Genomic DNA, 26,601 nt, shown 5'->3' with positions numbered 1-26,601 from the left:
ATGTCGGATGCCGTGACCCCCACCCTCTCCGACGACAGCGTGACCGTGCGCAAGGTCCCCCTGCGCGACCGCCTACCGGTGATCTCGCACCTTCGCCGCAGCGTGGGCCTGCAGCGCACCATGCTGGTGCTCGGCCTCGTCATCACCACCGTCTTCCTGCTGACGGCACTGTTCGCCCCGTTGCTCGCGCCCTACGGCTTCGCGCAGCAAGAGGCGGGCGGCGTCAAGTTCGGCACGCAGCAGGCGCCCAGCGCGATGAACCTGCTCGGCACGACCGTCGGCGGCTACGACGTGCTCTCGCGCGTGATCTGGGGAGCACAGACCGCGCTGCTCGTGATCCTGTGCGCGATCGCGTTCTCGATCTTCCTCGGCATCTTCCTGGGTCTCGTCGGCGGCTACTTCGGCGGCTGGCTCGACCGCATCCTCGTGGTGCTGTGCGACGCGATCTACGCCTTCCCCTCGCTCCTGCTCGCGATCGTCATGTCCATCGCGATCACGAAGGGCCAGTCGACGCTCTGGGGCGGCATCCTCGCCACCGCCATCTCGATCACCGTGGTCTTCGTGCCGCAGTACTTCCGCGTCATTCGCGCCGAGGTGGTGCGGGTCAAGGCCGAGCCGTTCGTCGAGTCGGCGCGGGTGATCGGTGTGCCGACCGGTCGCATCCTGCTGCGTCACGTTCTGCGCAACTCGACCCGTTCGCTGCCGGTCGTGGTGACCCTCAACGCCTCCGAGGCGCTGCTGACCCTCGCGGGCCTCGGCTTCCTCGGGTTCGGTATCGAGGCCACGGCCGCCGCCGAGTGGGGGTACGACCTCAACCGGTCGGTCAGCGATGTGACCAGCGGCATCTGGTGGACCGCCATCCCGCCGGGAGTCGCGATCGTGCTCGCCGTGCTCGGCATCACCCTCGTCGGCGAGAGCCTCAACGACCTCAGCGACCCGCGTCTGCGCACGCGCCGCCGCGCCGGTCGCGCTCCCGCTCCCGTCACCGCGGTCGACCCGTCGACGGTTCCCGCCGAGGCTCGTGCCACGGCCGACCCCGCCGAGCCGCCGGCATCCGCCCCCTCCGATGGGAGCCCCTCATGACCGGTACCACCGCCCCCGTCGCCCGGATCGACGACCTGGGCGTCACCTTCGCCACCGATGGTGAGCCGGTCTCGGCGATCAACGGGATCTCGCTCGAAGCCCACGCCGGTGAGGTGCTCGCGATCGTCGGAGAATCGGGCTCGGGCAAGACCGTGACCGCGAACACGCTGCTGGGGCTCCTTCCCGAGACGGCGACGCTCTCGGGCGCCGTGATCGTGCGCGGCCGCGACGGCGACCAGACCGACATCGTGCACGCGACCCGCGCGCAGCTGCGCGAGATGCGCGGGCGCGACGCCGCGATGGTGTTCCAAGAGCCCTCGACCGCGCTCAACCCCGTCTACACGGTGGGGTGGCAGATCGCCGAGGGACTCCGCGCCCACGAGAAGCTGTCGAAGGCCGAGGCGAAGACCAAGGCCGTCGACATCCTGCGCCGCGTCGGCATCCCCGATCCCGAGAAGCGCGTCGACGACTACCCGCACCAGTTCTCGGGAGGGCAGAAGCAGCGCGTGGTCATCGCCATGGCGCTCGTCCTCAACGCCGGGCTCATCATCGCCGACGAGCCGACCACGGCCCTCGATGTGACGGTGCAGGCCGAGATCCTCGATCTGCTGCGCACGTGCCGCGACGAGTTCGGCGCGACGATCGTCCTCATCACCCACAACATGGGCGTCGTGGCCGACCTCGCCGACCGCGTCATCGTCATGTACCGCGGCGACATCGTCGAGCAGGCGCCCGTGCGCGAGCTCTTCGCGGCCCCGCGCCAGGCCTACACGCGCGAGCTGCTGGCCGCCGTGCCGCACGTCGGCCGCGGCAAGAGCGCCCGTCAGTCGCTCGAGACCGCCGCGCCGACCGCGCCGCCGGCGGGCAGCCTGGTCGTGGCCGAGAAGGTCGAGATCGGCTATCCCGGCCGCTTCGGTTCGCCGGGGGTCGTCGCGGTGAAGGGCGTCGACTTCTGGATCGGTCCGGGCGAAGTCCTCGGTCTGGTCGGCGAGTCGGGCTCGGGCAAGACCACGATCGGCCGGGCGATGGTGGGTCTCACCTCGGTCGTCGGTGGGTCGCTCAAGGTGCTCGGCACCGAGATGCGCGGCGCGAAGCCCCGCACGCTGGCGAAGACGCGCCCCGACATCGGGTTCGTCTTCCAGGATCCGGCCACGAGCTTCAACCCGCTGCTCACGATCGCGGAGTGCATCGCCGAGCCGCTCGTCGTGCACCGCCGCGTGGCGGGCGCCCGCGCCGCGCGCACCCGGGTGAACGAGCTGCTGGATGCCGTGCAGCTGCCCACCGCGTTCGGCGACCGCTACCCGCACGAGCTGTCGGGCGGTCAGCGCCAGCGCGCCTCGCTCGCCCGCGCCCTCGCGCTCGACCCGAAGCTGCTCATCGCCGACGAGCCCACCTCGGCGCTCGACGTGTCGGTGCAGGCCCGTGTGCTGCAGCTGTTCGCGCAGTTGCAGGCCGAGTTCGGCTTCGCATGCCTGTTCATCAGTCACGACCTCGCCGTCGTCGACGAGGTCGCCGACCGCGTCGTCGTGCTGCAGCAGGGTGTGATCCGCGAGCAGGGGACCACCGTCCAGGTGCTCACTCAGCCGCGCGACGACTACACCAAGCGCCTGCTGGTGTCGCTGCCCGTGCCCGACCCGGTCGAGCAAGAGAACCGCCGCGAGCTGTGGAGGTCGACCCGGGGGGTCTGACCGCAGCAGCCGCCCCATTCCCGGGCCCGCCCCGTGCGGGCTCGGGGACGGCGCTCACCGCCCGAGCGCGAACGACAGCACCCAGAAGCCGCCGAAGACGACCAGCACCGCGACGGATATCCACGGGATCCCCTGCTTGAGCCGCCGCCCCTCGCGGGCGACACCGGCGGGCGGCGGGGTGAGCAACGGCACGCGGGGAGCCGCGGAGCCGGATGCCACGGTGCCGCCGGCCGCAGCACTCGCGGACGCTCCCGCGAGCCGCTCATCGCGCCACCGCGCCCACTGAGCGAGCTTTTCGTCGATCGCGTCGACCGTGGCCAACAGCCACCGCCAGGTCGCGGCATCCAGGGTCACCAGGTCGCGCTTGGCGTAGAGGAACAGCCAGTCGTCGACGATCTCGACGTCGAGCGCCGCGGCGTTGTCGACGAACCGCGCCATGACGTCGGGGGTGAAGAGGTACAGCGCGTCGCGCTCGTACCCCTCGGGGCAGTACAGGGCGAAGCGCCTGTCGAAGTCGCCCTCGAGGCTGAGCCGCTGGTCGCGACCGAACGTGATGGGCAGGTTCGAGCCGCCGAACAGACCGTTGTTGCCCACGGCATCCAGCACGATGTGGGGGAGCGGGGTGTCGAGGCGCAACGCGACGTAGCCCCAGCGGTGCGTCTGCTTGCTCTTTCCCGACCCGGTCTCATACGTGTAATTTGCCACCTCGAGGGATCGCGGCTGCTCTCGCCGCATCACGTCGTGCAGCTCCTGGTTGCGGCCGAGGTCGAAGATCATGCCCGGGCGGCGGGGGTTCGAGAATCCCGGATGCCATGTCATCCCGTTCGCGCTCGCGAAGAGGCTCAGCCGGTAGCGGCGGGCCGCGGCCCCGCCGACCGCGCGGGCGAGGGCCCACACCAGGAATCCGACGATGGCGAGAAGGAGGACGAAGGGGAGCAGAGCGACTGGGTTGCCGCTGCCGCGGGTGAAGGCGGTCGCGACGATCGACCCGAGGGTCGGGACGATGATGAGCGCGGCCACGATCCCGACGAACGCGAAGACGATGATCGTGAATGCGCGGCTTCGGAGCATCCCCTTCTCGCGCAGCGCCTTGCTGAAGGCGCGGACCTTCGTCCGGTCGACGGGCTGGGTCAGTGCGGTGGTGTCGACGGTCATGATCCCTGCGCCAAGAAGACGAGGAAGCCGACCGCGAAGAGCGCGACCGGCACGACGACGAAGGCCCCCGCCACGACGAGCAGCGCGATGAGCCACGCCTTGCTGCGCTTCAACCGCTGACCGGGAGGGGCGACCCCCATCGGCGTGGGGGTGAACGTCATCGGCGCGGGTGTAGGCGCGGGAGCGGCGGGCCCCGCGACCGCCGGCGCCGCGGCCGGTCGCCGCACCGTGGCGTCCGCCCGCAGCTTGTCGTCGCGCCACCGCCCCCACTGGTCGAGCTTGTCGAGCAGCGCCGAGACGACCGCGAACGCCCACGCCCACCGCGCGGGGTCGAGGGTCGACAGCTCGTCGGGGGAGTAGAGGAACATCCAGTCGTCGACGATCTCGACCTCGAGCGCCGAGGCGTTGTCGATGAAGCGCGCCATGACGTCGGGGGTGAAGAGGTACAGCGCGTCGCGTTCGTAGCCCTCGGGGCACGACAGGTGGAAGTACCTGTCGAAGTCGCCCTCGAGGCTCAGGCGCTGCCCCCGCTCCCACACGCCGAGTTTCACGCCGTTACCCACGGCATCCAGGACGATATGAGGAAGAGGCACGTCGAGCCGGATCGCGATGTATCCCCACCGCGAGGTGTGCGTGTTCTTGCCGTCGCTCGTCGTGTACGCGTAGTTGCCGATCTCGACGAATCGCGGCTCGCGTCCGCGCAGGATGTCGTAGCCGGTGCGGTCGCTGCCGATGCCGAATAGCACACCCGGAAGCGGAGGAGTGGGCACCGCGGGGACATACTCCATGCCCACGTCGCGGCTGAACCCCGCGAGCCGTAGCCGGCGGTCCTCCTGCGTCCGCTGAGCCTCCTGACCCAGGAACCAGGCCAGGGCGAGCCCGCCGAGGCCCAAGCCGATGGGGATGAGGAAGAGGATGCCCAGGATGATCGAGCCTTCGCGCAAGAACGGCGACAGCACGACCGCGAGCACGATGATGACGACGCCGATCCCGCCGATGAACGCCAGCGCGATGGCGTAGCCGGCGATCGCCGCGCCCGTTCCGGGGAGGTGCCCCGACATACGGAGCTGCGCCGTGAACGCCTTCGCGGCCCGCGGGTCGGGCGGCGTCAGCAACGCTCGCGCGTCGAATGGTCGGATCCCTGCCATGCGGCCCCCCGCCGTCGTCTGGTCACGTCCACGCTACCGATGTCCGATTCCCCGGGGCCACCGGCATCCGTTAGACTACGAAGGTTGTCCGGCTACGCCCATGCGCGTGTAACCCCGCGATGACGTGCAACACACCCTCCTGCTGCCGGGAAATGCCCGTCAGCCGTTCTAGTCCGAAGGAGGTGGGTTAGTGACGCACCAGTACGAACTCATGGTCATCTTCGATCCCGAGGTCGACGAGCGCCAGGTCGCTCCGAAGCTCGACGGATTCCTCAAGGTCATCACGGCCGATGGAGGAACCATCGACAAGATCGACATCTGGGGCCGCCGTCGTCTCGCCTACGAGATCCGCAAGAAGAACGAGGGCATCTACGCCGTCGTCAACTTCGTCGCGACCAGCGAGGCCACGAACGAGCTCGACCGTCAGCTGAAGCTGAACGAGCAGATCATGCGCACCAAGGTCCTCCGTGCCGAAGAGGCGATCGCTCAGGTCGCCGCCGAGGCCAAGCGCTCCGAGGAGAAGGCCGCTCGCAAGGCTGCCGCTCCCCGCAAGGTCGAGTCCGCCGAGAAGGCTGCGAAGTAACGACGATGGCCGGCGAAACCGTCATCACCGTTGTGGGCAACCTCACGGCCGACCCCGAGCTGCGGTACACGCAGAACGGGCTGCCGGTCGCGAACTTCACCATCGCGTCGACTCCCCGCACGTTCGACCGTCAGGCGAACGAGTGGAAAGACGGCGAGGCGCTGTTCCTGCGCGCCTCGGTGTGGCGCGAATTCGCCGAACACGTCGCCGGTTCGCTGACGAAGGGCAGCCGTGTCATCGCGACCGGTCGCCTGAAGCAGCGTTCCTACCAGGACCGCGAGGGCAACAACCGCACCTCCATCGAACTCGAAGTCGATGAGATCGGCCCCTCGCTCCGCTACGCGACCGCCCAGGTCACCCGAGCCGCCGGTGGCGGTAACGGTGGCGGCGGTGGCGGTCAGCGCGCGCAGGTGCAGCAGTCGAACGACGAGCCGTGGTCGACCCCCGGCTCGAACAACGGCGGCGGCAACAACAGCGGCGCTGACGCGTGGAGCACTCCCGGCTCCTACGGCGACGACACCCCGTTCTGATCTTCGCCCCGCTCTCGAGCGAGACGACCCCCGAAATTCCGGATGCCATGCCCCGGTCCTCGTGACCGGAACGGCGTCCGAACCACACGAAAGAAGGAAGCATGGCTGGAAAGGCCACTGGCGACCGCCGCAAGCCGCGGAAGGGCGCGAAGAACGCAGCCCCCGCGAAGGCGATCCGCGTCGGCGTCATCGACTACAAGGACGTCCCCACCCTCCGCAAGTTCATCTCGGAGCGCGGCAAGATCCGCGCCCGTCGTATCACCGGTGTCTCCGTGCAGGAGCAGCGTCTGATCGCCCGCGCCATCAAGAACGCGCGCGAGATGGCTCTTCTGCCCTACGCCGGCGCCGGCCGCTAAGGAGCACCCGATGGCAAAGCTGATTCTCACGAATGAGGTCACCGGGCTCGGTAGCGCCGGTGATGTTGTCGAGGTCAAGAACGGGTACGCCCGTAACTACCTCATCCCGCAGGGCTTCGCCGTGTCGTGGAGCCGTGGTGGCGAGAAGCAGGTCGCGTCGATCCGCGCCGCTCGCGAGTCCCGCGCGATCCACGACCACGAAGATGCTGTGGCCCTGAAGAACTCGCTCGAGTCGAACACTGTCAAGCTCGCCGTCAAGGCCGGCAACGAGGGTCGTCTCTTCGGTTCGGTCAAGCCCGCCGATGTCGCCGACGCCGTCAAGGCCGCCGGTCTCGGTGAGCTCGACAAGCGCAAGATCCAGATCACCTCGGCGATCAAGTCGGTCGGCGAGCACGAGGCGACCGTTCGCCTGCGTGACGACGTCACCGCCGTGATCACCCTCCAGGTGGTCGCCGCGAAGTAATTCGCGACGCACGATCCGGCCCCGCTCCTGCTTCGGCAGGGCGGGGCCTTTTCGCGTGCGCGGGGCTTCTCTGCGGGTTTGGGGCGCGCTGTGTCGCTTGGGGCGCGGAATACCCCGCCCCAAGCGGAAGAACGCGCCCCGAACCCGAAGAACGAGCGCGGGATGCCGTGACTCTAGGCTGAGTGCCGTGACCGACCCTCGCGCACCCGAGCGCATCGTCCGGCGCTTCGCGCGCGCGTCGAACCTCATGATCGCCGGACGCCCGTTCGCGGCGACCGGGACCGGCGCCGACGCCCTGACGGAGCTGCTGGCGGGGCTGGGTGGCATCCCGAGTCCTGCTCCGAGCGCGGGGCGCGTCGAGTTCGACCTGGATGCCGACCGGGTGCTGCTCGACGGAAAGCCACTGCCCGAACGCGGCGACGCCGCCGGGCGCATCGCCTTCGCACGGACGCACATGCCCGTGGCCGCCGCCCTCGCCGAGAGGCTCGACCTGACCGGCCTGCGGGTGGGCGTGGCGATGGTGCTCGAACCGAAGACCGCGGTGCTGTCGCTCCTGCTGCGCGAGCGGGGGGCCGCGGTGTCGGTGTACGCGCACCCCGACGAGATCGATGTGGCGGTTGCAGATGAGCTCCGAGCTCGCGGTTTCGCCGTGACGGCCGACCCGGGGCTCGCGGGCACCGCGGAGCGCGCGGCGGCGCTGACCTTCCTCCGCGCGGGGCTCGACGTGCTGCTCGACGACGGCGCGCACCTCATCCGCCTCGTGCACGAAGACGACCCGGCCTTGGTCGACGGGTGGATCGGCGCGTGTGAAGAGACCACGAGCGGCCTCACGCCCCTTCGTCGGATGCAGGATGCCGGCACCCTCCGCTGCGCCGTGATGGCGGTCAACGACGCGCGTACCAAGACGATGTTCGACAACCGCTACGGCACGGGGCAGTCGTGTGTGTTCGCGATCGCCGATCTGCTGGAAGAGCGGGGGATCGCGTTGACCGATCAGCCCGCCCTGGTGCTGGGCTATGGGCCCGTCGGTCGGGGAGTCGCGGCGCACCTGCGCGCGCTCGGCGCCGAGGTGCGCGTCGCCGAGACCGACCCCGTGCGGGCGCTCGAGGCGCGGCACGACGGGTTCTTCACCGGCCGCGCCGTCGAGCTGGCCGGGGGAGCGTTGGTCGTCTCGGCAACCGGTGTCGCCGCGACGGTGACGCCCGAGATCACCGCCGTGGCACGCGTGATCGCGGTCGCCGGGGGAGTACCGGGCGAGGTGTCGGGCAGCGGCGATGCTCTCGTTCTCGGGGGAGGGGGAGCGGTGAACATCACCGCCGCCGAGGGCAACCCGATCGAGATCATGGACCTGTCGTTCGCGGTGCAGCTCGCGGCCCTGGGCGAGCTGCTGCAGCGGCGTCCCGGGCCCGGCGTGCACGCCCTGGGCGCCGAGGTCGACGAGCTCGTCGCCCGGACCGCGCTGGCCGTGCGGGGCGCCGATATCGACCCCCCGCGCGAGCTCGACCTCGACGGCGTCGACGACTGGCGTTCCCCGCGATACCGGGAGGCGCGCTCGTGAACGTCGTGCTGTACTCGGCCTCGCTGGTCGTCCCCGTGACCGCACCGCCCATCCCCGGCGGGGCCATCGCGGTGGCGGGCGGCCGCATCCGGCACGTCGGCGACCGCGAGTGGGTGCGCCACGAACTGCGGGCGCGCGGCATCGCCTTCGACGAGGTGCACTGGCCGGGGGTGCTGACCCCGGGGCTCGTGAACGCCCACTCCCATCTGCAGTACACGGGCATGGCCGAGGTCGGACGCGGTTCGTACGCGGGCTTCGACGACTGGGACGACGCGTTCACCCCGGTCTACCGCGCCGGTCACGACTGGGCGGCGGATGCCAGGACCGGAGCGCTCGCGATGATCGCGGCCGGCACGACGGCGGTGGCCGACATCGTCACCGACGTCGAGGCAGCCGCGGCACTGCACGACGCGCGCCTGCACGGCATCACCTACTGGGAGGTGATGAGCTGGACGAACGCGGCGTGGGCCGAGCGTGGACGCGCCGAGGTCGAGGCGCGGCTCGACGCCCTGCCCTCGCCGCCGGGGACGGGGCTCTCGCCCCACGCGCCGTACTCCCTCGACGTCGAGCCACTGCTCGAGATCCCCGACATCGTGCGCGAGCGCGGGAGCCGGCTGCACCTGCACCTCGGCGAAGCGGCCTTCGAACGCGAGCACGGCGAGGCGGTGCCCTGGCAGCTCCACCGGCCCGCGAGCTTCCGAGCGCTGCGCGACGAGGGCTTCGGCACGGGGGCGACGGAGTTCGTCGACGAGCTCGGCGTGCTGGGCCCCGACTGCCACATCGCCCACGGCGTCTACATGACGGCGCGCGACCGCGCGATCCTGCGCGCACGCGGCACGTCGGTGGCCCTCTGCCCGCGCTCGAACGCCGTGATCGGGCTCGACGAGCCACCGGTCGCCGCGTACCTGCTCGAGGGCAACGCGCTTGCCGTGGGCACCGACTCGTTGGCATCCAGTCCCTCTCTCGACCTGCTGGCCGACGTGTCGGCGCTGCACCGGTTGGCGCGGGCGCAGGGCTACGCGAACCGCGACCTCTCGGAGCTGCTGCTGCGCGCGGCGACCCTGGGCGGAGCACACGCCATGGGCCTCGACACGGGTCCCGCCCGCACCGGGTACCTTGCCGTGGGCGCGGTGGCGGATCTGGCGTTCTTCGACGTGCCGGTGTCGGAGGTCGATGACACCATCGAGCACCTCGTCGTCGCCGGCGAGGGGAGCGCGGCCGCGACCGTCATCGACGGCGAGGTGCGCTCGGCATCCGCCGCCTTCACCCGAGAGACCGGAGTATCCGCCGATGACCGTTGAGCGTCCCGCCACCGCCGTTCTGCTCGATCTCGAACCGCACGCCGAGGGCGGCTGGTTCCGGCGCATGTGGACGGGCAGCGTCGAGGTCGAGACCCCGAGGGGGACGCGGCCCGCGGCGACCTGCATCCACTACCTGCTGACCCCGGGTGAAGAGAGCGCCTGGCACGTCGTGACGAGTGACGAGGTGTGGCTCTGGCACGGGCCGGGCGCGCTCGAACTGTCGTTGGGCGGCGACGGCGAGCAGCCGGGTGCCGCGCGCACGGTCACCCTCGGGCCCGACCTCGCCGCCGGTCACGTGCTGCAGCACACGGTGCCGGCGGGCGTCTGGCAGGCGGCCCGGCCCGCGGGCGATGCCGAGGTCGTGGTCAGCTGCGTCGTCTCGCCGGGGTTCAGCTTCGCCGATTGGCGCCTCGCCGAATAGCGCCGCCCGTGTCGTCAGATGTCATCGGCGACATTGCCGGAAACACGCGCTCGGTACGCTGTGCACATCACAGCACTCCGGGGATGACCCCGATACGTCCACGAGGAGACATCGTGACCGCTTCCGCACGCCTGCGCCGCGTCGCTGCCCTGACCGCCCTGGCCGCCGCCACGGTCGTCACCCTGACGGCCTGCGCCTTCGCGCCCTCCGGCTCCGACGCCGGCGCCGCCCCCGCCACCGAGGGCGCGCTGCAGACCGTCGCCGCGGGCAAGCTCACCATCGCCACCGGCGAGCCCGCCTTCTCGCCGTGGGTCGAGAACGACGACCCCGCGTCGTGCGAGGGCTTCGAGGCCGCCGTCTCGTGCGCCGTCGCCGAGAAGCTCGGCTTCGCGACGAGCGACATCGAGTGGGTGCGCTCGAACTTCGAGAGCGCGATCGCGCCCGGCCCGAAGGACTGGGACATGAACGTCCAGCAGTTCTCGATCACCGACGAGCGCAAGCAGGCCGTCGACTTCTCGTCGCCGTACTACACGACCGCCCAGGCGGTCGTCACGACGGGTACCTCTCCCGCCGCTTCCGCCACGACGGTCGCCGCGCTGAAGAACATCCCCGTGGGCGTCATGAGCGCCACCACCAGCTACCAGGTCGCGAAGGAACAGCTCGGGACCGACAACCTCAGCGTCTTCAACTCGAACGACGACGCCGTCGCCGCGCTGCAGGCCGGCCAGGTCGACGCGATCGTGGTCGACCTGCCCACGGCCTTCTACCTTGCGGGCGCGGTGCTCGACGACGGCAAGGTGATCGGTCAGTTCCCCGACTCCTCGGCGGGTGGCGACGAGCTCGCCTTCGTGCTGCCCAAGGGCTCGGCGCTGACCACTCCCGTCAGCGACGCGGTCGACGCCCTCAAGGCCGACGGCACCCTCGACGAGCTGCAGCAGAAGTGGCTCGGCGGTACGGCCGCCGCGCCCGTGCTGAAGTAACTCCGTGGCATCCACGTCTTCCGACACCGCGTGGCGGCCGAGCGAGCTCGAACTCGGTCGGCGCGCCACGCGGCGTCAGCAATCGACGAAGTCGGTGTTGATCGCCCTGATCAGCTCGGTCGTCTTCGTCGTGGTCGTCGGGTGGGCGATCCTCTCAAGCCCCGGCTGGGAAGACGTGCGGCGCAGCTTCTTCGATGTCGACATCGCGATCAAGAGCTTCCCCTCGATCCTCGCGGGGCTGTGGGTCAACATTCAGGTGCTGATCGTCGCCGCGCTCGCCGTGGCCGTGCTCGGCACGACCCTCGCGGTGCTGCGGTCGCTGCGCGGGCCGGTGTTCTTTCCGCTCCGCGCCCTGGCCACGATCTACACCGACCTGTTCCGCGGCATCCCTCTGCTGATCGTGCTGTACCTGGTGGGTTTCGGTCTGCCGGCCCTGGGCATCTTCGGGCGCGTGCCGGTCGTGCTGTGGGGAACCATCGCGATCGTGCTGACCTACTCGGCGTACATCGCCGAGGTGCTGCGCGCGGGCATGGAGGCCGTGCACCCCTCGCAGCGGGTCGCGGCTCGCTCGATGGGACTGACGCACGGGCAGACGCTGCGGATCGTCGTGATCCCCCAGGGCGTGCGCAAGGTCGTGCCGGCGCTCATGAACGACTTCGTGTCGATGCAGAAGGACGTGGGCCTGATTTCGGTGCTCGGAGCGGTGGATGCCGTGCGTGCGGCGCAGATCTCCGCCGCCGAGTACTACAACTTCACGCCGTACATCGTCGCGGCGCTGCTCTTCGTGGCCATGGCGCTGCCGATGATCCGCCTCACCGACTACGTGTCGGCGCGGTTGGCGAAGCGCGAGCAGATGGGCGGAGTCGTATGAGCGTGCTCGACGTCCGCGGAGTGCGGAAGGCGTTCGGCGACCATGTCGTGCTCGACCGCATCGACCTCGTGATCGATCAGCACGAGGTCGTCGTGCTGATCGGCGCCTCGGGCTCGGGCAAGTCGACCCTGCTGCGCACCATCAACCTCATCGAGCGGGTCGACGACGGCCAGATCGTGCTCAACGGCGACGACCTGACCGACCCGACGATCGACCAGGACTCCGCCCGGTCGCGCATCGGCGTGGTGTTCCAGCACTTCAACCTCTTCCCCCACCTGCGCGTCATCGACAACGTGACGCTGGCCGCGCGGAAGGTGCACGGGATGCCGAAGGCCGAGGCCTACGCCCGCGGCACCGAACTACTCGAGCAGCTGGGTCTGGGGGCGAAGGCGCGGGAGTTTCCGGATCGCCTCTCGGGCGGTCAGCAGCAGCGCGTCGCGATCGTGCGCGCCGTGATGACCGACCCCGAGCTGCTGCTGCTCGATGAGATCACCTCGGCCCTCGACCCGCAGCTCGTCGGCGAGGTGCTCGACCTGGTGCGGGTGCTCCGCGACCGCGGCTCGACCATGCTCATGGCCACGCACGAGATGTCGTTCGCGCGCGAGGTCGCCGACCGCATCGTGTTCATGAAGGGCGGCCGGATCGTCGAGCAGGGCACTCCCGCCCAGATCCTCGACGCCCCGCAGCAGCCCGAGACGATCGCGTTCCTCGAGCGCGAGCGACGGGGTGGGGCGCTGTAACGGGGAGGGCGCCGTCCCGGGCACGCCGCGACACCGGATGCCGGCCCGAGGGCGTGGCATCCGGTGTCGCGTTCTGTGGGCGAACGCTCCGGGTCAGGCGACCGAGCGGCGGCGACGCAGCAGCAGACCGGCTCCGAGGAGCAGGGTCAGCAGACCTGCGATACCGAGCCCGGCGGCCATCGAGCCGTCCGTTCCCGTCACGGCGAGGGCGCCGCGAGCGTTGTTTGATCCGGTGGCCGCGAGGGCGCTGACCGAGCCGACCGAGGCGAGCGAGCCGGTCACGGTGACGGTGCCGTTGGTGCCGTTCGTTCCCGGGGTTCCGGGGGTGCCGGGCGTTCCGGGGGTGCCGGGGGTGCCGGGGGTGCCGGGCGTTCCGGGGGTGCCGGGGGTGCCGGGGGTGCCGGGGGTTCCGGGCGTTCCCGGGGTGCCGGGCGTGGTGGGCGTTCCGGTGGTGGAGTCGGTGGTGGTGCTGTCACCGATCACCGAGACCGCGTTGCCGCCGATGACGACGGGGATGTTGATCGGCAGGCCGATCACGTTGCCGCCGCCGATGCTGCCGGTGCCGTCGGTGCTGGTGCCGCCGATTGAGCCGGTGGTGCCGCCGGTGGTGGTGGCGTTCTCGGAGGTGCTGTCACCCACACCAGACACGGCGTTGCCGCCGATGGTGATGGGGGCGTTGATGGGCAGGCCGATGACGTTGCCGCCGCCGATGCCGTCCGTGCCGTCGGTGACGGTGGTGCCGGTGCCGGTCGAGCCGGTGTTGCCTCCGGTGGTGTCAGCGCCGTCGGTGGTGCTGTCGCCGATGACGGAGACGGCGTTGCCGCCGATGGTGACGGGGATGCCGACCGGGAGGCCCACGACGTTGCCGCCGCCGATGCCGTCCGTGCCGTCGGTGACGGTGGTGCCGGTGCCGGTGCCGCCGGTCGAGCCGGTGCTACCGCCGGTGGTGTCAGCGCCGTCGGTGGTGCTGTCGCCGATGCCCGAGACGGCGTTGCCGCCGATGGTGACGGGGATGCCGACCGGAAGGCCGATGACGTTGCCGCCGCCGATGCCGTCCGTGCCGTCGGTGACGGTGGTGCCGGTGCCGCCGGTCGAGCCGGTGCTACCGCCGGTGGTGTCAGCGCCGTTGGTGGTGCTGTCGCCGACCACGGAGACGGCGTTGCCGCCGACGGTGACGGGCGCGCCAATCGGCAGGTCGATGACGTTGCCGCCGAGGAGGCCGTCGTCGCCGCCGGTCAGGGTGCCGCCGGTTGAGCCGGTGCCGCCCGTGGTGCCGCCGGTGGTGTCGGCGTCGTTCGAGGCGCTGTCACCGATGACCGAGACGGCGTTGCCGCCGACGGTGACGGGCAGGCCGATCGGGGCGTCGACGACGTTGCCGCCGAGGATCCCGTCGGTGCCGTCGGTGACGGTCGCGCCGCCGGTCGAGCCGGAGGTGCCGCCGCCGGTGGTGCCGGCGTTGTCGGTGCTGCTGTCGCCGATCACCGAGACCGCGTTGCCGCCGACCGTGACCGGAGCCTCGATCGAGACGACACCCTGATTGCCGCCGGCGACGCTGTCGCTGCCGTCGGTGCTGCTGTCAGCCGCGGGGGCCGCAGCCTCCGGTGCGGGCACCGAGGTGTCAGCATCCGTGCTGTCGCTGTCTCCGATGACCGAGACGGCGTTGCCGCCGACCGTCACGGGAACGTCGATCGATACGAGCCCCTGGTTGCCCGAGCCCACGCCGTCGCTGCCATCGGTGATGGTGACGGGTGCGGGAGCGGGGGCCGCCGGAGCGGAGGTGTCGGCACCTTCGCTGTTGCTGTCTCCAATGACCGAGACGGCGTTGCCGCCGACGGTGACCGGGAGGTCGACCGAGACACCGACCTGGTCGCCCGAGAGCAGACCGTCGACGCCTGAGGTATCTGCGGCATTGGCGATGCCGGCTCCGAGGACGGCGAGGCCGCCTCCGACGAGCGTGCCCAGAAGGACACGCGAGTAGATCTTGCGCATGAGAGTTTCTCCTGTAGATGAATGAGGGTGCGCGAAAGCGCGGGGTCGTCTGCCGTGCGATGCACGGTGCGACCGTCCTCAGTCAGGAGAGACGTCGGTGCCGAAGACCGGGGTGCCGGGCAGGTCGTCGTCGACGACGGTCCGGCGGTCGAGAAGAAGCGGAGCGGCGAAGAGCTTGCCGCTGTCGGCGGTGGCGGCGTTCGCGCCACCCGCGCCGGAGTTTCCGGATGCCGACGAGCTCGAGCCCGTGTTCGCTCCCAGGACTCCGGGGACCTCGTGGTCGACCAGCAGGCCCGTCGCGGCCGTGGGCGCCCCCGTGAGGGTCGCAGAGGCGTCGCCGGCGGTGGGGGCCGAGAAGAGCGTCGCCACCCCGCTGGAGGGGTCGGCGCGGAGCGAGGAGGGAGCCGCGGCGGGGGCGCCGGAGAGGATCGCGGTGGCGTCCGCGGCGGCCTCGGTCGGCAGGAGCGCGACGGGCAGGGCGTCGATGATCGGGGTGGCGATGTCGCCGCCCGGAACCGTCGGAACGCCCGGAATCGCGGGGACGACGGGCGAGACCGGGGGAAGGGTGCCGACGATCGCGGGAAGGGCGGAGTCCACCGCGTCGGTGACTCCCGAGAGGAGCTCGTCGAGCCCGATCGTGTGCACGACGTCGCCCACGACGGGGACCGTCTGAACGGTCTCGACCACGGGGGTGACGACCTCTCCGACGACTCCCGAGCCGGCGACGTCGGTGACCACGTCTCCGACGGTGTCGACGGTGTCGCTCACGGTGGAGTCCGCGGTCGAAACGACCTCGGAGACGGTGTTCGTGACGGTGTCGGTGGTGGTCGTGACGACCTCGGCGACGGGTGCGGGTGCGACCTCGGTGACGACCTGGGTCACGGGAGCGGCCGTCTCGGTGACGTGCTCGACCGCGGGCGAGACGACGGTTCCGACGACCTCGTCGACGGTGTCGGTGACCTGGTTGACCGTCGATCCGACCGTGCCGAGAAGGCCTCCCGAGCCGTCGTCCGCCGAGGCGGGAGAGGCCGAGAGGGCGACGGAGAGAGCTGCTGCTCCGAGGGCGGTGGACGCGCCGACCAGGAGCAACCGCAGCATGTGCGGTGCCCTCCGACCCGACGCGTTCTTCATGATTCGCCCCCCAAAGGTGAATCCCCGAAACTCTTGGGCGGCGACGCTACGCCCGTGTTCACCAGGGTGAAAGGGGGCGGGTGAAATCTAAGTAGTTTTTTCGGTACCGCGTCATGACGGGCGACACGCCGGGCGGTGAAGAAAAATTTGACAGCGGGGGCTCCGGGTCGGTAAGCGATCGTCGAGTTATCCCCCGAGTTGTACACATGTGGATGCCCCTAGCAGGAACCTTCAACGTCCACTTCACACGGGATTTCCCCAGGAAAACTGTGGATAGATAAATACCTGGTCAGAAGGGCATACACGCCCGATATTCGTATCCATCCACCGAGTTCTCCACAGCACTTGTGCACAGACCTGGCGGCGTTTCCCGCAGTCTCTCCACAGAGTTATCCACAGGCTCGTTTGCGTGTGGGGAGAGTGGTATCTAGCGTGGGTGCAGCCCCTCGGGCAGGTGGATCACGTTGCCGCGCGCGTCGATGTCGGACGTCGGTGATTTCATGCTGCCGAGGCCGCTCCGAGCCCCGTTTCCGCGAACGCTTCACGCGCGCGCGAGGCCCGGCCAGGAGTGCCCGAAGCTGAAGGAGAGCCCGTGTCGATCGCCGATATCGCCGAAGAACGTCTCGGAAAAGCGCCGCGCCCCGAGCGCACGCCTCCGCACGACATGCTCGCCGAGCAGAGCGCGCTGGGCGGCATGCTGTTGTCGAAGGATGCCGTGGCCGACGTCATCGAGTCGCTCCGCGGACCCGACTTCTACGTGCCCAAGCACGAGCTGATCTTCGAGGCGATCCTCACCCTCTACTCGCACGGTGAGCCCACCGACGTCGTGGCCGTTACCGACGAGCTCATCAAGACGGGTGAGCTGCAGCGCGCCGGCGGCGCGGACTACCTGCACACGCTCACCTCGATCGTGCCGACCGCCGCAAATGCGGGCTACTACGCGTCGATCGTCGCCGAGCGCGCGATGCTCCGCCGCCTCGTCGAGGCCGGCACCCGCATCGTGCAGATGGGTTACGCCGGCGAGGGTGACCCGGTCGAGCTCGTCAACAGCGCCCAGGCCGAGATCTACAACGTCTCGGGCGATGACAGCGCCGAGGACTACATCCCCCTGACGACGGCGGTGGATGCCGCGGTCGAAGAGATCGAGGCCGCTCGCGGCCGCGACGGGTCGATGACGGGCATCCCCACCGGCTTCGCCGGTCTCGACCAGCTGACCAACGGTCTGCACCCCGGTCAGATGATCGTGCTCGCCGCGCGCCCCGCCATGGGTAAGTCGACGCTCGCGCTCGACTTCGCCCGCGCCGCCGCGATCAAGTCGAACGCCCCCTGCATCTTCTTCTCGCTCGAAATGGGTCGCAGCGAGATCGCCATGCGCCTGCTCAGCGCCGAGGGTCAGATCCCCCTGCAGAGCATGCGCAAGGGAACGCTCGACTCGCGCGACTGGACGACGGTGGCCTCGACCCGCGGTCGCATCAACGACGCGCCTCTCTACATCGACGACAGCCCCAACATGACGCTCGTCGAGATCCGCGCGAAGTGCCGTCGCTTGAAGCAGCGCGAGGGTCTGAAGATGGTCGTCATCGACTACCTGCAGCTGCTGACCAGCGGTAAGCGCGTCGAGTCGCGCCAGCAGGAGGTCAGCGAGTTCTCGCGCGCGCTCAAGCTGATGGCGAAGGAGCTGCAGGTTCCCGTCATCGCGCTGTCGCAGCTGAACCGTGGCGCCGAGCAGCGCGCCGACAAGAAGCCCGCCCTGTCGGACCTGCGTGAGTCGGGCTCGATCGAGCAGGATGCCGACATGGTGGTGCTGCTGCACCGCGAGGCGGCGTACGAGAAGGACTCGCCGCGCGCGGGCGAGGCGGACCTAATCGTCGCGAAGCACCGTAACGGCCCGACGGACACGATCACGGTGGCGTTCCAGGGGCATTACTCGCGGTTCACGGATATGGCGCCGGGGATGTGAAGACCTCCTCGGACGCGCCATAAGCGCGCCCCGGGACCGCGGCCGCTCGTCATCCTCGACATTGCATTCAGCCACTTCTCCTCCGCGCCGATCATCATTCTCGGAGCGGACGGGATGCCCTGGAGGCGGCGACTCCCGCTCGAGGAGCGACCTGTCCGCGGCTTGACGGAGCAGCCCTGCTCAGGCCCAGAGCGACCGCACCGCCTGTTCGGCTTGGCGGAGTGAGTCGCCAGCGGATGCAGCAACGATGTTGGTATCGCTGAGTACGCCATGAAATCCGCGCATGCAGGCGCTCCATGCGTTCTGCGCCTCGTCGTACGCGTCGCGCGCTTCACCACTCCAGGAAGAACGCAACGTGTTCGCCTTGCGTTCGAGCGCATCGAGCTCGGCCCCGATGGCATTCGTTGCTACCCGAAGCGAGACCAGCAGGGCTTCGTGGCGATCGCTGTCAAACGAGATGGTCATGGTGCTGGCGTGGTGAGGTCCAGCTCGCGGAGGGCGTAGCGGTCGGGGACCGTCACCGTGTGAAAGTAATGAACGAAGATCTCGCCAGCCTCGTCCGCGGTGAACACTTCGTCGGGGTAGACGAGGGCGCGGGCCTCCCCCTCGAGGAAATCGATCGTCACGGGTGGTTCGCCGTCGCGCGGTCCACCATGACCGACGGTGTAGAGCCCCTCTGTTCCGTCCTGCTCCAAGCGTCGCCACTCGATGGTCATGGCATCGGCGGTCCCAGCCGCCTGCAGAAATACACTTGGCAGTGACTCCCGGGTTACGTCCCAGATGTCCTGGCCGTCCGGCAGCCTCGATAGGGAGAACGTCGAACGGCCCGACTTGCCGAGGAGAGACACCATCCGCTGCAGGTTGTCTTCGTACGACCGCGGACCATTGATGAGGTTCGCGAACGAGGCTCCGTTGATTTCGTAGACGAACGTGGGCTTGTCGTTACTCATGGCACTCGCTTCAGGTAGACGCTGGTTACTCCCATGATCTCGCCAGCGACCCTTTGTAGAGATCCGCGCGAAGTGCCGTCGTCTTACGCAGCGCGAGGGCCTGAAGATGGTCGTCACCGTCGACACCTCAGACCCGGCAGAACAGGTCAACCAAGCCCGCGTGGAGCTGACTGAACTGGACGCGGCGGTCGGGAGCGGAGAGATTGTAACCCCATCACCAATCGTGGCTCGCACCTGCGCCGCCGCGAGAGGCCTCCCTGCCGCCCCTGACGATTAGCAACACGCCCTAGTAGCGAGGTCGGCCAGGGGGGTGGTGCTCGCCGCTCGAGGTAGTGCCTGCGGGATAGGGCGGTTGATGAGCGACAATTTCTGCTCCCATTGGCCCGTCGAGTGCGAATAGAGCATCCGCCGCTAGTTGCTGTCGAGATTGCCGGTCCGGTTTCGCGAGAAGTATTGCCGCGAGGACGCCGAGGGCATCCGCCGCCCCCGCTTCAGACACGGTCCTGCCGGACCGTCGCAGCTTGCTTATTCGGGTTCTTATAAGTTCTCGAGTCGGTTCCTCCGGGGTGCGCGAAACGCCGTACATGCTTACGGCCAGCGCGACTCCAATCGCGGGGCCGAGGAAAACCTGCCAGATCGGCGCTAACCCAGCCAGCAGGTACCTTTCAAAAATGAGTGTCGACACGTAGGCCTGGCTCGGCGGCGCCGTGTCCGTCTGGTGAAAGCGCGTTTGAATGGCGGAGAGGCTAAGGGCTAGAACCATGGGGACCGAAGTCCAAACGAGCGTCCATAACACCGGCGCGAAGTCGGATGTTGCCTGCACGCTTGTGGCCATCGCGAGGACGCCTAGGGCGACAAGTCCCGAGCTGCTTTGAGATTTCGCCAAGAGCGTGCCGCATAGCGCCGCAACGATCGGCAGGAGTTGAACGACCCATGCGTGCCCCGGCTGCATCAACCATGCTGGAGTGCCGTTCAGCCACTGTGGCACGGCGAATCCGAGATCGATGAGCCCCTGGATGAGCCAGTCGATCGGTCCTCGCTCGAACGAATTGTCCGGGTGGGCCGCCATGGAAGGCATGGCGCTCAACCACAGCCAACCGCTCGCGAGTGCGACGGCGCTCCATTGGACGAGGCGGTCCCACCTCACGCCGAAGAGGTTCGACAGGATGCGAAGAACCTCACTTTCGTTCTGTACGTCGGAGCTGATGCTCTCCGCCATCGTCATCTCCTTCTGGTCGCGTGGCTCGCAAGCTATCGACAAGCACCGACACCCGCTCACAATCCTGCAAATAGTGTTTCGACCCGATGGACTGGCTCGACCCGCGCAAGCGCATCCGCGACATGATGGCCGAGCCGCTACTGCATGCCGCGAACCTCGAGCGCGGCAACGCCCTGCGTATCGGTAAGAGAAGCCATACGATCAAGACGACGCGTGTCGGCTGGCGCCGTCCTTGTGCCGCCCATCCGAGGGGACGACGATCATGGCAGTAGAGATGGGACTCTGGCGCGCCGACGGCGACAAGTTGAGCCGATTAGTGCCGACGTCGATCGGGCTCGAGTCCCAGCTCGAGAACTACATTGAGTCCGATTCGACGATGCTCGGAACCACCCTGCTTGTCATCGGTCGGCAGGTGCCGACTGCGCACGGCGGGTTCATCGATCTTCTGGCGCTCGATGAGACGGCTGCTGTTCATGTGATCGAACTCAAGCGCGACAAGACACCCCGAGACGTGACTGCACAGGCTCTGGACTACGGCTCTTGGGTGTCTGGTCTAAGTCGCGCGGAGATCCATGCAATCTTCGAGACTTACAAGCCCGACATCGCATTGGAAGAGGCGTTTGCGCAACGCTTTAATGAGACCCTTCCCGACGAGGTCAACGCCGCACAGGTCTTCACGATCGTGGCGGCGAGCGTCGATGCGGCAACCGAGCGAATCGTCCGCTTTCTCAACGAGGACTACGGTGTCCCGATCAACGTCGTGTTCTTCCGACACTTCAACGACAACGGGGCGTCCTACCTCGCGCGCACATGGCTCGTGGAGCATGAAGGCGGGGTGAGCCCGAAGACGGCCTCAGTGCGCACCAAGACGCGCGAGTCATGGAATGGCACAGACTGGTACGTCTCGTTCGGCGACAGCCCAGAAGGTCGTCACTGGTCCGACGGAATGGCCTACGGATTTGTGTCCGGAGGCGGCGGCGAGTGGTTCTCTCGCACGCTGAAGAATCTCCCGGCCGGCGCTCGGGTCTTCGCCTGCATCCCCAAGATTGGCTACGTCGGTGTAGGAACGGTGACCGGTGGGGCTAAGAGATTTGACGAGACCGTCGTGGCCGTGGACGGCGTCGACACCCGCCTGGCGGACCTTCCGTTGAGCGGAAACTACCGGCACGCGGATGATCAGGACGACGCGACGGCTGAATGGGCCGTCCCCGTCGAGTGGACCCGCGCCGTGCCGCGCGAACAGGGCTTCTGGAGGACGGGCATGTTCGCGAACCAGAACACCGCCGCCAAGCTGCGCCAAAAATTCACAATTGAAGAGGTCTCCGCCGCGTTTGGCCTTGATGACTGACAAGAGTGGGGCGCACGTTACTCCATCGGCGTCACGTGAGAGTCGACGAAGGCAATTTCGTCCGCGTCCAGACCGTACTTAGCGTATAGTTGCGCGTCAATCTCGCGGATCGAGGTGGACCAGTTGATGTCGGATGCTGATGTGAAGTCTTGCGCCGGCACAAACTTCCAGGTGCTCCGTGGATTGTGCTGAGTGACTTTCAGAACGTAGAGCATAGCCCTCGCAAACTTCGTCCTGACATACGAAAAACATGCTCGCGCCTCGGCCTCTGTCGCGAACGCTCCGATTGTTAGAAAGGTCTGCGTAACAGCGACACCTGGTTCGACGATCTCGGGTGCTGCCATCCAGCCGAGCTTGTTGTTCTCGTTCGCCGCCGGAAGGGCGACCTTGTACTTGTCGAAGCTCTCTGGCCCAGCGAGATATTCAGTGCGGATCCACCGCCGAAAGCGTTTGTTCTTGATGACGCCGAGTACCTGCACGTACTGAGCCCCGTCCGTCGGCTGGGCCTCATGAAAGAGGAACGAGAACATCTCGAACGCATTGGTATTAACGAGGGCAGCGTTGCCGTCGGGACGCAGCTGAAGAGCCTCCGGGTGATCTTTGTAGAGCTTGTCCGTGTATCGGTAAGAGCGCGAACTTGTCATGCCCACAGACTCGATGAATGCTGTCCCCGACTCGCGAACCTTGTGCAGGATGGAGTTGAGCTCTGGGAACGGCGTAAAGGTGTCAATTGCCTCGCCCACGCGCTCCGCATCGCGGTAGGTCACGGCGATCCCGGCGCGAATCTTTGTGCCTGGGAAGAGCTCCGAGCTGTCCCGCACGTAGAAGGGCACTGAGAGATGCGGGTCCGCCAGCATCTTTCCGTTCCACGCCTTCGGCGTAAAGCCCGCATTGAACAGAAAGCGAGCAGGCGTGATGAGCACGACTTTCGTGCCGACCTCGTACGCAGCATTCATGAAATGGTGATAAATCGGGGTATCGCGGGTGCCTTCGCCTTGAGCCTCCTCCTGGTACGGAGGATTGCCGATGACGACGTCGAATTTTCTGGCCATGTCAGTTATCTCCCAGCATCTCGTCGACGATTTGCTCGCGTTCCTCGGTGGTCATGCGTGCGAGGTCTCCGACCTGGAAGTGACCGGATTCTTCTAGCCACGCTCGGCGCTCCGCCACGCCGCCACTGACGGCTTCCAGGGTGATGTCGTGGAGGATCCTATTTGGGCTCATCTCGAACACCTGGCGAGTGAAGATGTGCCGTAGCCGCTCGGCTTGGTCGGGGATCGCCTCGGCAAGACCCTGGTCGAGCCGACGGACGATCTCCATGCAGAACAGCCCAGCCGTAGAGAACAGGTCGGCGAACGTTTTGGCGGGATCGGCGAAGATACCCGGGTTCTCGGTCTCGAGTGTGTCGCACATCAAGTGCACGACGCGCTTCGGGGTAAACACGAGCGACGTGTTCTGCTGCGGGATGTACGCGAAGATGTCTTCGGTGAACGCCGGGTCGAAGTAGTTGGCGAGTTCGGCCTTCTTGTTCAAGAACTCCTGGATCGCCTGGTTGAAGACGGCCTCGTCGAACAGACCCGGCACGCGAGCGACGTCGCCTGTGTCGCGATCGGTGATGTCACGGCCGTCGCGGAGCTTGCGGAAATCGTCTTCGGTAATGCCGGTGATCTCCGCGAACACATCGTCCGGTGTGTATTCGTCGAAGTTGGCGAGCTCGGTGTTTCGGTCGCCGTACGCCATGAGGAACATCGGGATGGTGCGAGCGAATCCGCGCAGGTGATCGCGCGCGGCATCCATCGTGTTATTCGCCTGCGACTGCGCCTTCTTCGTCTCCTCGCGCGTGACGACGGTCGCGGTGACGCTGTCGAGCGCGCTGTGGAAGATCGCGAGCACACGTGCGTCAAGCTCGGCTTTCGCTCCGACCTTTTTCGCTTCGAGCGCGACGAAGTCGGCTTCCGTGGCCGCATCCGCGCCCTCGGCATCGATATGGCTGAGCGCGATCTGATGGTCGACATAGGCGCGTTCGACTTTGGCCTTCACTAGCGTCTCGGTGGACTTCTCGTCGTTCTCGATCTGCTTCGCGGTCATTCCGTATTCGGCTGCGACCTTGGCTCGCGTCTCGCGCGCCTTCTCTGTCACGACCGCGGCCACCTGTTTCGCAGCATCGGCAGCCTTCGTTGTTGCCGGGTCGAGTTGCGGAACGTCGGCATCGGCGTAGATCGGCTTGCCCAGCTCGGCGACCTTCGGGTTGATGACGGTGCCGACGTCGATCTGCACATTGCCGTCCGCGTCGGTGGTGGGCGGCGGGAACGGCATGTCGATGGGACCGATCTGCTTGGCCTTCTTCTCTTTCGCGACGGGCAGCTGGTTGAGGATGTCTTCGAAGTGCTCCGCGGCTCGGAAGATGCCGGACACGTTGGCGAACAGCAGGTTCGATAGAAAGCCTCGCCGAACGACTTCGCGAGCCTTAAACACCTGCGGGAACGTGAGTACCTGGGCCGCGTCGAGTTCGATCATCCGACCCTCAGTGTCTTCACCAAGGACGGGGAAGAAGTTCAGAAGGCGTCTGATGTTCTCCCTGCGGTCACCAGCATCGACGGGGGGACTTGGAGCGAGGTTGTTGGCGAACGCATCGAAGATCGTGAGCGTGCGTTCGGGAGCGAAGTCGAAGATGTAGGCGTTCTTCTTCTGAAACATTTTGTCGCCGCGAGTGAACGTACACGGGTTCTGCGCACGGAATGCTGCCTGCATGTACAGAGCAGGGGAGGAGAGATTGGATAGCATGATGACCGCTGTCCACTCCGGCACCGTGACGCCAGTCGTAAGTTGACCCACCGACAGCGTTATTGTCTTGCCGCCCTTCGCCTCCGCTTCAGCGATGCCGGCGCGAACCTCCTCGAGCGACTTGCCGGAGGTCGCCGCGTCGTCGGCGTGTTCGTCGAGTCCGTCGTTCTCGCCCACGTTCGGGCGGCCGTCGCCGGCCGCCAGGATCACCGTGTACTCGCCGAAGACGGGATGCTTCTTCAGCAGCCGCGCCAGCGCCTTTGCCGATGCAACTCGATTGAGCAGCCAGAACGAGTGTCGAATCTCGTCCCTCAGCTCCGCGGTCGAAAACGGGTACTTTTCCAGTGTCGCCAGCGCGTCGAGGAACCGCATCACATCGGCTTCGTACACGAAGAACCCGTTGTCTTTCGTAGCGAAGAACTCCGCGAGATCGAAGGCATAGTCGACGTTCCCGGCATCCTCATCGAGCGCAACGCCCTCGGCGAGACGATCAGTGATCATCCGGGACAGCTGATACGTCAGTAGGTTCAGGGTCGGCAGCTGCGCGTAAGGATTGTCGACCCCGTCATCCGACCATGAAGTCTTCGCCTCCTGCTCGTCTTCATATGTCCAGTTGAAGATCTGATCCGCAGCGAACCGGCCCGACGCGAGCGCCTTGAACGGCGTCCCCGACAGGTGCAGCGTGTGGCTGCGTGTGATCTGGGTAAACGCGACATCCGTCTTCGTCGTGTCGACGCCCTCGTGCGCTTCATCGATCACGAGGAGATCCCAGTCGGCGTCGGCGATGTGCTTGAGCTTGTCGAACGACCCGCCGAAGTACTTGGACCCCTTTAGATCCTGCAGCGACACGAACTCGATGATGCGCGGGTCTTCATCAAGGTGCTCGACGGAGTAAGCGCGCCACTGCTCACGCGTCATCGCGCCGCGCTGACCGAGCGACGGAGAGTCGGACACGAACTGATACGTCGTCTGGTGTCCGAAGAACCGCTGATAATCATCGAACCAGGAGTGTGCGACCGCCGGGCGGTTCGTCACAATCAGAACCCGACGGGCATCCATCTCGCGCATCAGATCGTACGTCGTCAGCGTCTTGCCGAATCGGGGCTTTGCGTTCCACAACACCTCATCGACGTTGCGAGTGCGGAATGCTGTCAGCGCTTGGGTGACCGCTTCGCGCTGCTCCGGGCGCAGTTCGTAGTCGTCCTGCGAGGCCCCTACCTGCGTGGTGAACGACTTCGACGCGAAGTCGAGATAGTACTGCCGACTCGACTTCGGCGCGCCAGCGAACTTATGCCACTCCGTACGGCTCGGGGTGTTCGTGGGATCCACCTCCCGCTCGATGCCCTGCTGCTTGAGAAACGCATGAAAGTCGGAATCACGGAACGTGCCACCGTCTTCGGTGATGAACGCTGCTCGGTAGGCCCACTGCTTGACCTTCGTGATGTTGAGTTGACTCGCCTGCTGCGCGATGCGCTTGTCGGCCGAGTCCTGCTCGGTGTACCCGATCTTTTCCCAGCCGTCGTACTTTGGGATGTCGGGGGTTGTCCACGAGTAGATGTAGGGCACGACCTCGCGGAACGTTCTGATGTTCGGGCTAGGCACCGGCTCTCACTTCTTCGTGGATGCGGTCAATCCGGCACGCTGCGTACGTTTCGTACACCGTGAAGTCGAAGCCGCTGCTCTCTCGCAACGACGCGAGCGAGAAAGGCTCTCGCTGCACGACGCCAGGGGAGTGGGCGACCCGGTTCCACCACGAGAACTGGATCTCCTCACCGAGCCAGTCAAGGCCGGTGAGCGTGTTCCCTCTGACGATGTTCGTGTCGATAAGGAAACGTGCCGCGTGGACGAGCGTGGAGTCGGGCCTGAGCGCGGCATCGTGCCGCGAACTGAAGTCGACGAACTCGGCAAGCATCGCGGCCCGCGCCTCTTCGTGATTATCTTCGAGGAGTTCGATGCCGTAGATCGATGCCAGCGCGAAGAGCGACTCATCGGCCCACACGCCAGGGGAGAGGCGCTTCTCGATTGCCTGAAGCTTGCGGTGCAGGATCGTGACGAGGAAGTTCCCGTCACCCGCCGCGGGCTCGAGGAAGGTCTTGTCGACGAAGTCGGGGCCGTCTTCGAGATCGTCGCTGACTAGATCGAGCATCTGATTAACCATGCAGCGGGGCGTGAAGACCTCCCCATACGCCCTCACACGGTCACGAGACTTCACGATTCGCTGCTCGATGACCAGAGTCGTCACCGAGCTTCTCCACACGTCTTGGTCACGGTGTTGCCCCTTCAAGTGCCGATGAGACCATCATGCCGTGCGCGGCGGACACCTCAAGTCCTCCTGCCTGCCGC

Annotated in this window: 25 protein-coding genes; 15 read left to right on the top strand and 10 right to left on the bottom strand. The window is 67.4% G+C overall.

From position 1 onward, the window contains the following. Together J2X55_RS02270 and J2X55_RS02265 are read left to right on the top strand one after the other, a co-directional pair. A complete protein-coding gene (locus J2X55_RS02270) occupies positions 1-1,083 on the top strand; it encodes an ABC transporter permease (RefSeq protein WP_309821698.1) in 1,083 nt (360 codons plus the stop codon). After that, the gene (locus J2X55_RS02265) at positions 1,080-2,771 is read left to right on the top strand and encodes an ABC transporter ATP-binding protein (RefSeq protein WP_309821697.1); all 1,692 of its coding nucleotides are present in this window, start codon (positions 1,080-1,082) and stop codon (positions 2,769-2,771) included. The genes J2X55_RS02270 and J2X55_RS02265 overlap by 4 nt, the downstream gene beginning before the upstream one ends. 54 nt (positions 2,772-2,825) lie before the next feature. Here J2X55_RS02265 and J2X55_RS02260 read toward each other — a convergent pair whose 3' ends face one another. After that, positions 2,826-3,926: a hypothetical protein gene (locus J2X55_RS02260; RefSeq protein WP_309821696.1), complete on the bottom strand. Its 1,101-nt coding sequence runs from the start codon at positions 3,924-3,926 to the stop codon at positions 2,826-2,828. Then, on the bottom strand, positions 3,923-5,074 hold the full coding sequence (locus tag J2X55_RS02255) for a hypothetical protein (RefSeq protein ID WP_309821695.1): 1,152 nt from the start codon (positions 5,072-5,074) through the stop codon (positions 3,923-3,925). Before J2X55_RS02255 ends, J2X55_RS02260 begins: the two co-directional genes overlap by 4 nt. Positions 5,075-5,264: 190 nt before the next feature. Here J2X55_RS02255 and rpsF point away from each other — a divergent pair, with 190 nt between their 5' ends. The 10 genes from rpsF (at position 5,265) to J2X55_RS02205 (ending at position 12,877) form a co-directional block, all read left to right on the top strand. After that, positions 5,265-5,657: a 30S ribosomal protein S6 gene (gene rpsF, locus J2X55_RS02250; protein ID WP_058622540.1), complete on the top strand. Its 393-nt coding sequence runs from the start codon at positions 5,265-5,267 to the stop codon at positions 5,655-5,657. Positions 5,658-5,662: 5 nt separating this feature from the next. Further along, positions 5,663-6,187 carry a single-stranded DNA-binding protein gene (locus J2X55_RS02245; RefSeq protein WP_103207547.1) on the top strand — a complete coding sequence of 175 codons (525 nt, stop codon included), beginning with the start codon at positions 5,663-5,665 and terminating at the stop codon, positions 6,185-6,187. 101 nt (positions 6,188-6,288) lie between these two features. Beyond that, positions 6,289-6,543, top strand: coding sequence for a 30S ribosomal protein S18 (gene rpsR, locus J2X55_RS02240; RefSeq protein WP_055832386.1), 255 nt, complete (start codon positions 6,289-6,291; stop codon positions 6,541-6,543). Positions 6,544-6,553: 10 nt separating this feature from the next. Beyond that, complete coding sequence (gene rplI, locus J2X55_RS02235) at positions 6,554-7,006, top strand: 50S ribosomal protein L9 (RefSeq protein WP_103207550.1); 453 nt, start codon at positions 6,554-6,556, stop codon at positions 7,004-7,006. 187 nt (positions 7,007-7,193) lie between these two features. Next, complete coding sequence (locus J2X55_RS02230; protein WP_309821694.1) at positions 7,194-8,564, top strand: adenosylhomocysteinase; 1,371 nt, start codon at positions 7,194-7,196, stop codon at positions 8,562-8,564. Further along, the gene (locus J2X55_RS02225; protein ID WP_309821693.1) at positions 8,561-9,865 is read left to right on the top strand and encodes an amidohydrolase family protein; all 1,305 of its coding nucleotides are present in this window, start codon (positions 8,561-8,563) and stop codon (positions 9,863-9,865) included. The genes J2X55_RS02230 and J2X55_RS02225 overlap by 4 nt, the downstream gene beginning before the upstream one ends. After that, positions 9,855-10,286, top strand: a complete 432-nt coding sequence (locus tag J2X55_RS02220) for a cupin domain-containing protein (RefSeq protein ID WP_309821692.1) — start codon at positions 9,855-9,857, stop codon at positions 10,284-10,286. Before J2X55_RS02225 ends, J2X55_RS02220 begins: the two co-directional genes overlap by 11 nt. A gap of 113 nt (positions 10,287-10,399) precedes the next feature. Further along, entirely contained in the window at positions 10,400-11,266 is an 867-nt protein-coding gene (locus J2X55_RS02215; RefSeq protein ID WP_309821691.1) for an ABC transporter substrate-binding protein, read from the top strand. A 4-nt stretch (positions 11,267-11,270) separates the two neighbouring features. Then, on the top strand, positions 11,271-12,137 hold the full coding sequence (locus J2X55_RS02210; protein WP_309821690.1) for an amino acid ABC transporter permease: 867 nt from the start codon (positions 11,271-11,273) through the stop codon (positions 12,135-12,137). Then, complete coding sequence (locus J2X55_RS02205; protein WP_115916505.1) at positions 12,134-12,877, top strand: amino acid ABC transporter ATP-binding protein; 744 nt, start codon at positions 12,134-12,136, stop codon at positions 12,875-12,877. The genes J2X55_RS02210 and J2X55_RS02205 overlap by 4 nt, the downstream gene beginning before the upstream one ends. A gap of 93 nt (positions 12,878-12,970) precedes the next feature. Here J2X55_RS02205 and J2X55_RS02200 read toward each other — a convergent pair whose 3' ends face one another. Further along, complete coding sequence (locus tag J2X55_RS02200) at positions 12,971-14,866, bottom strand: chaplin family protein (protein WP_309821689.1); 1,896 nt, start codon at positions 14,864-14,866, stop codon at positions 12,971-12,973. Between the two features lie 78 nt (positions 14,867-14,944). After that, positions 14,945-15,964, bottom strand: coding sequence for a hypothetical protein (locus J2X55_RS02195; RefSeq protein ID WP_309821688.1), 1,020 nt, complete (start codon positions 15,962-15,964; stop codon positions 14,945-14,947). Positions 15,965-16,661: 697 nt separating this feature from the next. Between J2X55_RS02195 and dnaB the strand changes: the two genes are divergently transcribed. Further along, positions 16,662-17,957: a replicative DNA helicase gene (dnaB, locus tag J2X55_RS02190; RefSeq protein ID WP_394685232.1), complete on the top strand. Its 1,296-nt coding sequence runs from the start codon at positions 16,662-16,664 to the stop codon at positions 17,955-17,957. 180 nt (positions 17,958-18,137) lie between these two features. Here dnaB and J2X55_RS02185 read toward each other — a convergent pair whose 3' ends face one another. The 3 genes from J2X55_RS02185 to J2X55_RS02175 form a co-directional block, all read right to left on the bottom strand. Next, the gene (locus J2X55_RS02185) at positions 18,138-18,422 is read right to left on the bottom strand and encodes a WXG100 family type VII secretion target (RefSeq protein ID WP_309821687.1); all 285 of its coding nucleotides are present in this window, start codon (positions 18,420-18,422) and stop codon (positions 18,138-18,140) included. Further along, entirely contained in the window at positions 18,419-18,907 is a 489-nt protein-coding gene (locus J2X55_RS02180) for a hypothetical protein (RefSeq protein ID WP_309821686.1), read from the bottom strand. The genes J2X55_RS02185 and J2X55_RS02180 overlap by 4 nt, the downstream gene beginning before the upstream one ends. A gap of 286 nt (positions 18,908-19,193) precedes the next feature. Continuing rightward, on the bottom strand, positions 19,194-20,126 hold the full coding sequence (locus J2X55_RS02175; protein ID WP_309821685.1) for a hypothetical protein: 933 nt from the start codon (positions 20,124-20,126) through the stop codon (positions 19,194-19,196). Positions 20,127-20,212: 86 nt separating this feature from the next. On the opposite strand from J2X55_RS02175, the gene J2X55_RS02170 reads away from it, so the two are divergent. Beyond that, positions 20,213-20,398, top strand: coding sequence for a hypothetical protein (locus J2X55_RS02170; RefSeq protein ID WP_309821684.1), 186 nt, complete (start codon positions 20,213-20,215; stop codon positions 20,396-20,398). Further along, positions 20,389-21,474, top strand: coding sequence for a hypothetical protein (locus J2X55_RS02165; RefSeq protein ID WP_309821683.1), 1,086 nt, complete (start codon positions 20,389-20,391; stop codon positions 21,472-21,474). The genes J2X55_RS02170 and J2X55_RS02165 overlap by 10 nt, the downstream gene beginning before the upstream one ends. Positions 21,475-21,491: 17 nt before the next feature. On the opposite strand, the gene J2X55_RS02160 is transcribed toward J2X55_RS02165, so the two are convergent. Genes J2X55_RS02160 through J2X55_RS02150 form a run of 3 tightly spaced genes read right to left on the bottom strand, consistent with a single transcriptional unit; the run spans position 21,492 to position 26,500 of the window. Further along, positions 21,492-22,526, bottom strand: coding sequence for an Eco57I restriction-modification methylase domain-containing protein (locus J2X55_RS02160; protein ID WP_309821682.1), 1,035 nt, complete (start codon positions 22,524-22,526; stop codon positions 21,492-21,494). 1 nt (position 22,527) lies between these two features. Further along, positions 22,528-25,824: a DEAD/DEAH box helicase family protein gene (locus tag J2X55_RS02155; protein WP_309821681.1), complete on the bottom strand. Its 3,297-nt coding sequence runs from the start codon at positions 25,822-25,824 to the stop codon at positions 22,528-22,530. Between the two features lie 28 nt (positions 25,825-25,852). After that, on the bottom strand, positions 25,853-26,500 hold the full coding sequence (locus J2X55_RS02150; RefSeq protein WP_309821680.1) for a DNA methyltransferase: 648 nt from the start codon (positions 26,498-26,500) through the stop codon (positions 25,853-25,855). Between the last annotated feature and the right edge of the window lie 101 nt (positions 26,501-26,601).

Source organism: Microbacterium sp. 1154 (genome assembly GCF_031455375.1).
GTDB lineage: Bacteria > Actinomycetota > Actinomycetes > Actinomycetales > Microbacteriaceae > Microbacterium.
This window is presented reverse-complemented; position numbering and strand designations above follow the sequence as displayed.